This is a genomic window from Paenibacillus sp. AN1007, assembly GCF_040702995.1.
Classification (GTDB): Bacteria; Bacillota; Bacilli; order Paenibacillales; family Paenibacillaceae; genus Paenibacillus.
The window spans coordinates 5,189,871-5,201,953 of the sequence record NZ_CP159992.1; the positions used below are offsets into that span (position 1 = coordinate 5,189,871).

Annotated in this window: 8 protein-coding genes; all 8 read right to left on the reverse strand. The window is 51.1% G+C overall.

Annotated features, from left to right (window positions below; genetic code table 11):
• Window positions 1–228: 228 nt before the first annotated feature.
• The 8 genes from ABXS70_RS23265 to ABXS70_RS23300 all read right to left on the reverse strand — a co-directional run bounded on the left by ABXS70_RS23265 (window position 229) and on the right by ABXS70_RS23300 (window position 11,986).
• Window positions 229–1,041: a hypothetical protein gene (locus ABXS70_RS23265; RefSeq protein ID WP_366291201.1), complete on the reverse strand. Its 813-nt coding sequence runs from the start codon at window positions 1,039–1,041 to the stop codon at window positions 229–231.
• Window positions 1,042–1,136: 95 nt separating this feature from the next.
• Window positions 1,137–4,439 (reverse strand): DEAD/DEAH box helicase, encoded by a 3,303-nt coding sequence (locus tag ABXS70_RS23270; protein ID WP_342556212.1) that lies wholly within the window; start codon window positions 4,437–4,439, stop codon window positions 1,137–1,139.
• Window positions 4,440–4,650: 211 nt separating this feature from the next.
• Window positions 4,651–5,082, reverse strand: a complete 432-nt coding sequence (locus ABXS70_RS23275) for a chemotaxis protein CheW (protein ID WP_342554033.1) — start codon at window positions 5,080–5,082, stop codon at window positions 4,651–4,653.
• A 478-nt stretch (window positions 5,083–5,560) separates the two neighbouring features.
• Window positions 5,561–7,492, reverse strand: coding sequence for an alpha/beta fold hydrolase (locus tag ABXS70_RS23280; RefSeq protein WP_342554032.1), 1,932 nt, complete (start codon window positions 7,490–7,492; stop codon window positions 5,561–5,563).
• A gap of 125 nt (window positions 7,493–7,617) precedes the next feature.
• On the reverse strand, window positions 7,618–8,184 hold the full coding sequence (locus ABXS70_RS23285) for a TetR/AcrR family transcriptional regulator (RefSeq protein WP_366291205.1): 567 nt from the start codon (window positions 8,182–8,184) through the stop codon (window positions 7,618–7,620).
• 341 nt (window positions 8,185–8,525) lie between these two features.
• Entirely contained in the window at window positions 8,526–9,830 is a 1,305-nt protein-coding gene (locus ABXS70_RS23290; RefSeq protein WP_366291208.1) for an ABC transporter substrate-binding protein, read from the reverse strand.
• Window positions 9,831–10,268: 438 nt separating this feature from the next.
• Window positions 10,269–11,105, reverse strand: coding sequence for a carbohydrate ABC transporter permease (locus ABXS70_RS23295; protein WP_342554029.1), 837 nt, complete (start codon window positions 11,103–11,105; stop codon window positions 10,269–10,271).
• Complete coding sequence (locus tag ABXS70_RS23300; RefSeq protein WP_342554028.1) at window positions 11,105–11,986, reverse strand: sugar ABC transporter permease; 882 nt, start codon at window positions 11,984–11,986, stop codon at window positions 11,105–11,107. Before ABXS70_RS23300 ends, ABXS70_RS23295 begins: the two co-directional genes overlap by 1 nt.
• Window positions 11,987–12,083 lie beyond the last annotated feature (97 nt).

Below are 12,083 nucleotides of genomic sequence, written 5' to 3' on the forward strand. Positions count from 1 at the left end.
GCGACAGTATACCTTAATTGCATGCGAAGCTCCACCAGTAAAGAGTACCTTCTCCCAAGTTCTATATGGATCTATACCCTATATACAGCTTGTACCCTGGTTTTCTGTAGATTTAATACGCCATTCCAAACTTAGTCAACTTCGATGCAAACTGGAAATGGGTATGCATCTCCACAAAAACAAGCGAGGGCGATCATCCGATCTCCCCCGCTGAATAGGTGATATGCCTCATTTGGAAGCCGGGCTGTCCTTGCGCTTCTGGACAGCCTGCCACATCCGCGCCGCCACGCGCTCGCGGATCAGATCCAGACCTGCGGCTGCGGGCACACCCGGCAGCAGTGCGGTCAGTTCAGGCAGCGCCGGCGGTGTACCCGGCTGCGCGAGCCGCACCTCCACGGCGCCGAAGCCCGGCCCCGGCTGGTGCATGGCGCCGTCCGCGGCCGCCTCGGCGATCCATTCGCCGACGGCCGCGCCGCCTTCGCCAGCCCGCGCCTGCGGGCGGCCCGCCGTCTCCGCTGCGCGGCCCGGGCCGCTGGGATCATGGGCAAGTTCCTCTGCCCATGATCCCAGCACGCCGGCGAGCAGCGCTTCGCGCGGCAGGCCGGCGTGCGCCAGCAGCTGCAGCGGCTCGGCTGCGAGGCGTGCAGCAGCGGCACGCTCCGCAGCCGCGGCATGCGCGCAGCCTGCGCTGCCGCAGGTGCACGCTGCTGCTGCGCCGGGCACGGCGTCGCCTGGCGCGCCTGCAGGCTCAGCCGCGGCCAGCAGCCCGGCGAGCTCCTCGGGCGCCGGGCCGCCGCGCAGCAGGGCGTACAGCGCCAGCGGGCGCCTGCGCAGCTGCGCCAGCACGGCCTCGCGCTGCGCCTCGCTCAGCTGCGGCAGCGTGCCCGTGACCGTGAACACGCCGGTGGAGGCGGTTCCGGTCTCATTCGCATCAGCGGACCCGGATGCTTCCTTTCCCGAATTCGCTGCTGTATTTACCTCTGCTGTCCACATCCCGGGGGACATATGCAGCTCCACTTTCCACTTTTCGCTCATCATCATCCCCCTTTCTCCCTTGATCATCCGAGCCGATTTTTGCTGCACCACACACAGCTTTAATACCTTCATCACTGAACATTATGGTTTATAAGAGTAAACTACAGCCATGTCTCCCCTTGAAGCGAGATCAGGCTGCGCAGCTCGTCATCGGACATCTCGGTCAGCCAGTTCTCTCCTGAACCAACCACCTGCTCGGAGAGTGCTTTTTTGCTCTCGATTAACTCATCGATCCGTTCCTCTAGCGTCCCCTGACAGATTAGCTTGTGTACCTGCACGTTGCGGTTCTGCCCGATGCGGAACACCCGGTCTGTCGCCTGATTCTCCACCGCAGGATTCCACCAGCGATCATAGTGAATGACGTGGCTTGCCCGCGTCAGATTCAGGCCAACACCGCCTGCGCGTAGAGATAGAACAAACATGGATGGTCCTTCTCCCCTTTGGAATGTCTCCACCATTTCATCCCGCTGTGCCTTGGACACACTGCCGTGCAGGAAATAAGGCTCTTCCTCATAACGCCGCTTCAGCCTGGAAACGAGCAGTTCGCCCATCGCCACATATTGAGTAAATACGAGTGCTGATTCTCCGTTATCCCGAATCGCGTCCAGCAATTCAAGAAGCCGCTCCATCTTGCCGGAAGCTTCTGTCTTCCCATGGTCCTTCCGGCTGCTGTCCGCCAGAACAGGATGATCACAGATTTGTTTCAGCTTGGTCAGAGAGGACAGCACGATGCCTTTGCGAGCAATACCGTTTCGGCCATCCAGACCGCCCATAAGGTCATCGACGACACGTTGGTACAAAATCGCCTGTTCCGGTGTCAGTGAACAATAGGATTTCAGCTCCAGCTTCTCGGGCAGGTCTTTGCGAATGTCCGGATCACTTTTCAGCCTGCGCAGCATAAACGGCGACACCAACCGGTGCAGCTCACGCAGCGAGGCCGCATTCTCTTCCGATGGAACCAGACCTGTATAACGCTGGCGGAACGATGAGGATGTGCCGAGATAACCCGGGTTGAGAAATTGGAAAATAGACCAAAGCTCACTAAGCCGATTCTCCACCGGCGTGCCTGTCATGGCAATACGATGAGAGGTCGACAGCCGCATAACACTCTGTGCCTGCTTTGTACGATAATTTTTAATATACTGTGCCTCATCCAGCACAACCGTAGACCAGTGCAGAGAAGCGAGATCCGGACCGTCACGGCCAGCCAGATGATAGGTGGTGAGCACGATGTCATGCTTCTGCGCCTCCTCCTGAAAGGCACTGCCATGAAGCCGCTGTCCGCCATGATGAATATACAGGGACAGATTTGGCGCAAAACGCTTCAGCTCGCGCTGCCAGTTGCCCAGCAGCGATGTTGGACAGACAATAAGTGCCGGCCATGGACCTTCCAGCATGTCTGCAGCGCCATGCATCGCAGCAGTCTGCATTCTTTCGTTGGACTCACTATGTTTCGAAACCATGCTCTTTCCAGGGTCTTTGTCCTGTATAGTTTCGGTTATCCATCCTCGATCTGCAGATGGACCAGCAGTGGACTTTTGGGCTTCTTTTGATTCCTGTGCCTCCTGCAGTGCAGCCTGCCGTTCCTCTTGTTTCCGGTCCAGCAGACATGTAATCACTTGGACCGTCTTGCCAAGTCCCATATCATCAGCCAGACATACCCCGAAACCAAGCTCTCCCATAGCCGATAACCATTGATACCCGCGTTCCTGATACGGTCGCAGTTCGCCATGCAGCTCCGCTGGTACGGGACGTGGTTCGATGCTGCGAAGCACCTGCCCCTCGAGCAGAAAGGCAAGCATCCCCTCGGACGCAGCACCGAACACAGACATGCCTTTCCAGATGGAGTCCTCTCCCTCATCTGCGGCCAGATGAAGCCATTCGGAGAGCGGCATATACTGCTCTTCTTCTTTTTTCATATAACGAAGCACCTGGCGAATTTCTTTCGTGTCTACTTCTATCCATTCTCCGCGAAACATCACATAAGGAACGGTTGCTTCAGCCAGAGCTGCCAGCTCTTCCGCCGTAATCGGCTTGCCATCCAGCATCGGCTCTGCAGTAAAGGCTACCAGCTGCTCCATGCCCAGCGCAGACACAGCTCCGGGCTGACGTTCCGGAATTCCGTTCATCATCTGCAGACGCAGCCCGGCCCGCCTTTTTCCGGCACGGCTCCATCTCGATGGCATCAGGACCGTTACCCCGGCCTTCTGCAGTTTGGGAACCGCATGGGTCAGAAATTCAAAAAAACTCTGCTGCTCCAGCTGAATCCCTTCTGGTCTAGCATGCAGCAGAGCGGTTTCCAGTTCCGGTGCCAACTCGGACGCCTGACCGATGGCCATCAGTAACTGCTCTGCCGCTGACGCGTAGTACACCTTGCCCCGGTCCAGATCACGCTCCGGATGTGCCCATATGGTACGTGCTGGCAGCCTCAATCCAGCTTCCTGATCACTGTCTACCCAGAAACTGATGCCCCAGGTAGAATCCTGTTCACCCAAAGGCGGCTCCAAACGCAGCACCAGCTTGAATTTGCCTTCGGCGGGCAGCGTCTCTTCGGCACCTAATGCAGGCATCGTTGTGCCGCCAGCTTCATGAATGCTGTCCACAAAGGCAGCCATTTCCTCCGTCGGACCCTGCACAGTAACGGGACGGAACATCGAGATCAGACTGTTCCACCAGAGCTCCGACACCGGTGAAGAACCGCGCCGGAATGATGTCCGATAACGCGAAAGTTCGCTATCCATGCCTTCCAGTTCACTAGTGACCACGGCATGAATGATCCCGCTCATAAACGAAAACAGCACTGCACCAGCCGCCTCTTCGCGTGTTTCCGGCTCCATGGAGGCATAAGCTCCGGGTGCTGACAGCGCAATCGGCGGCATCGATTCGGCAAGGCTTCTGAAACGCTCCTGATCCTCTTCAAGATGCAGACGCGGACGCCAGACCCCTGCAAGTGTCTCCTGTCCGGTTCTCCGCCTTGCACCGGTCTTGGCAGCAAATGCAGCCGCTGGAGCGATTGCCCCGCGAAGCAGCAGTTCCTGTGTGAACTGTGCCGCCTTAACCCAGTAACGCATTTCCTCCCCAGCCTGAATGCCCGCCGCAAGAAACATCCGGTCGTCCCACTGCATCAGCATCCGGAAGGCATCCTTCGGCGAAACTGCCAATCCTTCCAGCGTGCGTCCAAGCAGCTGCCGCCGTTTCACCGTCTTGGCTTCTGCAGCATTTCGAAGCGGATTCGGCCAGCGCAGTTCGGCAAGACGCAGTGCAGCAGGCTGAAACAGACGACCCCCGTCGCCAAATTGCAGCCTTCTCACCACGCTGCTCCATGCATCCACACGCGGTTCCGATGTTTCACCGGAAAAACAAAAAAATACGTCTCCAAGCCATACTCCATACAGCGATTGCATCATTACAGTCTCCCGTCATCCCTTCGCATTGTTACTCTCCATCATATACGAAAATGAACGGATTTAAAAACCTTTACACATAAAAAGTGCCGCTCATCCTCTTTTTCAGCATAAAAAAATGTCCCTTCTCCAGAAAACAGAGAAGGAACATTTTGTTTAATCGTTTGTTTAAATGAAACGAGCCGTATAGGCTGTCACCCGTTTTTAATGATCAAGAACGGATCAGACTGCCAAGCAGTACGTCCAGATTCAAAATACCTGCACGGTGATCTGCGCAAAATCCGATTTTGTCGAAAACACCAATCATGAAGCGGCGATGCTCTTCAGCAGGTTCTTCAAACCGATCATACGTCACAACCGAATCTACCATGTCTACAATTAGCGGCACAAACCCGTTCTTGTATGGAACAACGATAATCCGTGTAGATGAGGTGTCTTCCTGTTCAGGCATACCGAGCAGCACGCGAAGACTTACGACCGAAACCACCTTGCCGTACAGTGAAGCAAATCCTCTGATTTCAGGGCTTCCAAAAGGAACCGTTGTAACCTCTACCATTCTGATAATTTCATGAACCTCATCAATGCGAAGTGCAAAAATCTGTTCTCCGACCGAGAAATTAATATATTGCATTACTTCATCCATAATTGTCCCCATACCCTCTCATTCCGTAAAATCAGATCTTCAACACGCTTTTGGCTGTCGAACTTTAGACGATGAGTCGTTACATGTTGTATCGGCAATTTTGGCGTAAATGTTTAGGCTTCCAAGCAAGAAGGGGCCCACTCCTCTTTCTTTTTCGATCCTCTTCCCAAAAAATGAGTTTTGATGCGCATTTCTGTGGATAACCACTTCGATAAACCTTGATGTTGGACAAAAATATATAGTTATACCTGTTTTGTGGATAAGTTGTGCACATATTGCTCACAACCTGTGGATATATACGTATATTTATGTGGATATTTAATATTTCAGTGTGGACATGTTGTGTATTTGTTGGTAAATCTGACGTAGAATTTTGTCGTATTTAGTCCTTTCATCCCTTATTGTGGACATATTGTGGAAAGAGAAGGCCTTCTATGGTAATAAACATTCGGGCAGCAGACGGCTGAACTATTCTTATTCAACCGCTTTCTCCTGCCCATGCTGCAAGAATCTCCGCTGTATGCTCATACTCCAACACAGGGAAGTAGTGGTTATAGGGTACCTCGACTTTTTTATACCCGGCCTGCAGACCGCTTGGAAAGCGGTATTCCCGATCCTTGGCAGCCCAGACAACCAATCGATCCGAGGTATTTCCGGTCTTTGTAAAGCTTCCGTATTCCTCCCAAAAACTTAATCCCCGTCTATTCCCTTGACCCAGGTGAATCCACCGCAGCAGGTCGACGTGTGCGCCTGCAATGCGAGGAGATCGGAAATAAGCGTACACCCTCTGGCCCAGTCTCGTGACGCTGCTATCATTGATTTGTCCGCCACTGCCTGTATTGAACATTCGTGTCCAGCTCTGACGGGACCTGCCGCGAAGCAAGGCTCTTACCATGCGGCGCGGTAAACGGAGTATCTGTTTCAAACGCCAATCTCTCGCGTTATCTGCGGCAGGCTGCAGTAAAGCAGTGCGAATATCGGTGCGCCCACTTTGCTTCACCGCCGCTGCTGCGACAGCAGCCCCTACGGAATGTCCAACGAGTCTAAGCGGACCACGGATTGCAGCCAGAACTTCCGCAAGAGCATTAACCTGACCGATAAATGCGTCATGTTCAAGGTGAATAGGCGAACGGCCAAACCCTGCCATATCGATAATCCAGACGGGATTTCCTGTAAGCCGCCGCAGCTGTGCTCCAAGCGGGAGCAAATCGTCAGCACACTGCAGCAGCCCATGCACGATCACCCACGGTTCCCCTTCGCCTTCCCAGCCTAACATGGCCAAATTTCCTTTTCGCACGCGGATATAATCGGTTGGAGAACGTTCAGCTTCAGGCTTTGGCAGAAGGCGGTAATCCAGATCGGCCGTAATGAACGGAAGCTGCTCCTGAATATCCGGCCAGCTTCTCCCCATACGTGCCAGAAGCGCCTCCGTCTCATGTACCGGGAAGGTCCTGTCTGTAACAAATGCGAGTGATTGTGCAGGGATACCGCTGATTCGACTTCCGCCAAGGCTCAAGAGTCGTTGAATCAAGCTTAAAGGTAAGGATCCTGCTGGTTTAGGCACATCAAGCTCCCTTGTGATCAGATTGAGCAGTTCTTTCATATTCGGACTATCTTCCTTGCGAGCCAACAGGGGGTACGTCCCATCAAGCGGAGCTTCATCACGGGCCAAGAATACAAGTGTCTCTGCTACGACATCGTTCTCGACAAGCGGCAGCCAGAAGGACTTTCCGCCAGGTACTACAGGCATCAGACCTTTCTGCACAGCTCCAATGAGCAGTCCGATGCCACCCGTCTGCTCGGTTTCACCTGTGGGACGGGGCCCAACCACCGTACTGGGATTTACGACAGACAGAGGATAGCCATACTGTTTTGCATGTTCCCGAATATAAGCATCTGCTTGGAATTTCATCTCTTCATATGCACTCTCTTGGCTGCCCGCATGGCTCACCTTCATCCGTTCTTGCTGCTCAATTTCCTGTCCGTAAGGACTCATGAAACCAACCACATGAATAAAATGCCGCAGTGCTCCGCTCACCTGGATATCCTGTGCCAGCTGCGCTATTTCTCTTGCCCCATTCATGAAGATTCTCTCTGCCTTCTCTCGCTCCAGAGTAATGTCCATCGTACCGCCTGCATGAAGGATTACATTGGACTCCCTGACGAGTTTGTGTTCTCTTTGTGCAAGTCCCAAACCCTGCAGGGATAAATCCCCAACGATAAACGTTATCCGCTCAAAGCTTTTTACACCATAACTCGCCAGTACTGTTCTGGCCCGCTGCTCGGAGCGAACCAGGAGAAGCATATGTATATCCGTGTTTTCTACAAGTTGTTTGACCGTTTCCCTTCCAATAAAACCTGTACTGCCCGTCATAAAAAGAGTCGTTTTTGCTGAAGCTGTTTTCTCCATTTCATGCCTCCATATTTGCTGATATTTAATATCCAGTCTTTTTGATCATTATCTAAATCAGTATCATAACCATTCCACAAACTAGTACTATATAGTACTATTAAAGTCCAAAAAAAGAGCTTCGTTTAACGAAGCATCTGACAAAATGTACGCGCCGCCCGCTCAATCATACCCAGATCACGAGAAGTTCCGGCCAAGATCAATGAACCTTCAAGTGCCGCCACGAATAGCGAAGCTGCAGCTCCGGGTTCAACCCCTCTGCGGAATTCTCCGCGTTCCAGCCCTTGCTGGAGCAGCTTCTCCACCATAGGTACAAGCTCTCGAAAGAAAATCGAGATGCTTTCCTTCGCTTGGGATGCACTGTCGGGGGCCTGGATATATAGCGTGACAAACGGGCATGTTCCTTCGAAGTTTCGACTTTCTATACCTGCCGAAAGAAGTGACAGGAATGAATGGATTCGTTCCTCTACACTCCGCTCGCGCTGGCTGAGCAGCAGATACAGCTCTGATTCATACTGCGCAATCCAGAACTGTACAACGGCCTGAAGCAGTTCCTCCTTATTTTTGAAATGATAATAGATGTTGGATTTGGATACGCCGCTGACCCGCACCACCTCGTCCATGCTGACATAAGCATACCCCTGCCGTAGAAACAACTGCGCGGCCACTTCAACCGCTTTGGTGCGGTTCACCGGACCAGAGCTTCTAGGCTTGGACAGTTTAGACATTCCTTGATGTGGTGCATTGCTTTTATTGTTATTCATAATTAGAACTATACAGTACTATTTTAACGAAAGCAAGTAAATCCGTTGATACAAGCAGCTCATAGTCCTCATTTTCAAAAAGTTGTCCACATTTAGATCATATACGCACAGGATATCCACATATAGTATCAAATTCATGTAAAGTATCGTTTGCTTGCTGTAAATGAAAATGAGTTATCCACACATCTTCAAGGCTGCCTGCTGCATTCGGTTGACAGCAAAATAAAGGAGCCAGCTGTACATACAGCTGACTCCACATTGCGTGTGCTTTATTTCTTTTTCAGACTATCCCAGTTCTGCTGCAGGCCATCCAGCAGTGCTTTTTTATCCGATTTGCCTGCTACATAAGCTTGAATGGTGCTGCCGAATTCCTGTGGAACCCCTTCAGGGAAACGGTTAAAGTTCCAGCTTAACGTTTTATTCTCCTGACTATACTTCATAATATCTGTCGCGAGGTCTCCAAGCTCTTCCTCAGAGGCCTGAATAGAACTAAATGCCGGGATGAACTTGAATTCTTTGGTCAGATACTTCTTGCCGATGTCGGAAGTGACCAACCATTCCAGAAACTCTTTCGCTTCCGGCTTCACTTGGGAGTTTTTGTTCACAACCCAGTAGTTAGGCACACCCACAAACAATTTGTCGTTTGGTTCATTAGTAATCGGCATCGGCAGAATGCCCAGATTCAGATCCGGATTAATTCCGTCAATCTGTACCTGTGTCCAGTTCCCCTGCTGCATCATTGCTGCTTCGCCGCTGGCAAACAGCGTTACTTGGGTGTTGTAGTCTGTAGTAAGCGGATTTTTGTTACTGTATTTCAGCGTCAGGTCCAGCAGATTTAACCAGTCGTTAAACACAGGATTGCCTGGAATTTTCTCTGTGCCTTCGTTCAATCCTTGAATGAACTTTACCGGATCGGCCTGATTGGCAAACGCTACGTTAACGTTATGATTCCCCAGCACCCACCACTCCTGATAACCGTTGGAGAATGGCGTAATGCCTGCGTCCTGCAGCTTCTTCGCTGCCTGATCCAGCTGCTCCAGCGTTGTTGGAATTTCAGTAATGCCGGCTTTGGCAAATAGATCCTTGTTATAAATAAATCCGTACCCTTCCAGTGCAAGCGGCTGTCCGTAAAGCTTGCCATCTTTAGTCATAGGCTCTTTGGCAACTTCCAGAACATCCTTGGCCCAAGCTTCACCAGACAGGTCTTCCAGATATTCAAGCCAGGTATCCAGTTCACGATATCCACCCACGTTAAAAATATCCGGCTGTTCGCCTGCAGCAAACTTGGCTTTTAATGCAGCACCGTAGTCACTGCCGCCGCCTACCGTCTGAATATCCAGCTTGATGCCCGGATGGGAGGATTCGTACTCGGTTTTGAGGCGATTAAGGGCTTCTGCAATTTCAACTTTGTATTGAAAAATTTTAATTGTTTTTGAGCCAGCCGCTGCTTCACCGCCGCCAGTTTGCGCATCCGTGTTGACGGGACTGCCGCTCTTGTCCCCGTTTCCGCAACCCGCAAGCATGACTGAAAAAGCGATGAACATCAGCAGCGTTAACTTCGTCATTCTTTTCATAGATACACTCTCCCTGTAAGTAGTTTCATTTTAACTGTCTGCATGCCCCTGCTTACTACCGTTTGCTTCTTGTACTCTGGATTCTTGATTCGCTTTTGCTCTGTTTGCCAGGATTGATCCTGTCCTTAGCCTCTTCTTTCTTTTCCTTACTATATAGATGAACTAGCACGATCCACACAACGTGTCACGCGTAGTTAATCACGGAATTAGCGGACAACCCAAAATCCTTATCTTCTTTGTTTCTTCTCTAACCTTATCTGTCCTTCTCTGCTTTTGACTTCCTTGCACCGTCCTACTCCGGCACATCTGCCCAAGCCTTGCGGGTAGATGTGCCCTTTGCCTCTACCTCCGTGCGAGTCAGAGCGAAGGCAGCATGATGCGCTGGAGGAGCAACAGCGACCAAAAGCACACATGATGCCGGAGCAGCCTACTCTCGCACTACCCTTTAACTGATCCTGCGGTAATGCCCTGAATAATATACTTCTGCATGAGCAGGAAGAAAATAATGATCGGCATAATGCCGAGAACCAGAGCAGGAAGTGCCAGATCCCACTGCTTGGTATATTGACCAAACAGCGCGAAGGTCGCAATCGGAATGGTTCGCAGATTAGAGCTCTGCAGGATCAAGGATGGCAGCAGATAGTCGTTCCAGATCCAGAGCGTATTTAGAATGATTACGGTTACATACATAGGTTTCATCAGCGGGAATACGATCCGGAAGAACACTCCGTAGACCGAGCTGCCATCAACCCGAGCCGCTTCTTCAATCTCCAGCGGAACCGATTTAACGAAGCCATGGAACAAAAAGATAGACATCGGTGCACCAAATCCGAGATAACAGATAATCAGCCCGCCCAGACTGTCGATCAGTCCCAGATTACTGGTTACCGTGACGAGCGGAATCATGATAGACTGAAACGGAATTACCATTGCGGCAATAAATACACCGAATAATATCCGGTTAAACCGTGTATTGCTTCGAACCATACGGTACGCAGCCATGGAACTGATCAGTACCAGCAGCAGATTGCTGATGATGGTGACGATCAGGGAGTTCATGAGCGCTGACGGGAAGCTGATTTTCTCCCAGGCATTGGCATAATTCCCCCACTGGAACACTTCCGGCCAGGCGGCCGAATTCGTAAGCAGGTCACCGAATGTTTTGACCGAATTCACAAACAGGAAGTAAAACGGAATCAGAAACAGTATCCCGATAAACACCATGATGATCTCGGTAATCACCGTACCGAAGCGATAATTTTTCGTCGTCTCCATCAGGCTTCAACCTCCTTGCTCTTCGTCACACGCACCTGAATCATGGTGATGATCGCAACGATTACGAAGAATATAAATGCTTTGGCGGTTCCAATGCCGTACCGGTTGTTCACAAAGGCTTCATTATAAATATTAAGTGCAACCGATTCAGTTGATCCAAACGGTCCGCCCTTCGTCAGCGATAGGTTAAGGTCGAACATTTTGAAAGACCAGGAGATTGCCAGAAACAAACAGATCGTTACACCAGGCATGATAAGTGGTAAAATAATGCTCCGCAGCACCTGCCAGCGGCTGGCCCCGTCAATCTCGGCAGCTTCCAACAGATCAGGTGACACATTTGTCAAAGACGAGATATAAATCACCATCAGATAACCAGCGGTCTGCCATACAAAGACGATGACAATTCCCCAGAAGGCTGTCGGTTCATCACCAAGCCATGGGAGGTTAAAGAAAGACCAGCCTGTCACGTCACCTACCGCTGAAAACCCTTTCACAAATATAAATTGCCAGATAAACCCGAGCAGCAGCCCACCAATGACGTTAGGCATAAAGAAAATTGTGCGCAGCACGTTTCTTGTCTTGAGTGGTTTGGTCAGGAAATAGGCCAGAAAAAAACCGATGACGTTGGTAAGAATAACCCCTATAACGGTAAAGCGTACCGTGAACCAGAAGGCCGACTGGAACTTGGGATCGTTTGCAAAAATATGCACGAAGTTATCAAGTCCTACCCAGTTCACGCTGGCAGATACTCCGTTCCAATCTGTAAAGGAATACACCATGCCAAGCAGGAAAGGGACCACGATGATGAGAATAAAAAATACAACGGAGGGACCCACGAACACAAGCTGCTGTAACAGCTGTGAAGACTTGCGATGCTTCATATCGTTCTCCCCTTCTATAGATGGATGATATTGGTCTCTTGTTCTATTAAACTCCAAAATCGTAAAGGGAAACACCGACATTCTTGAACAGTTGGGT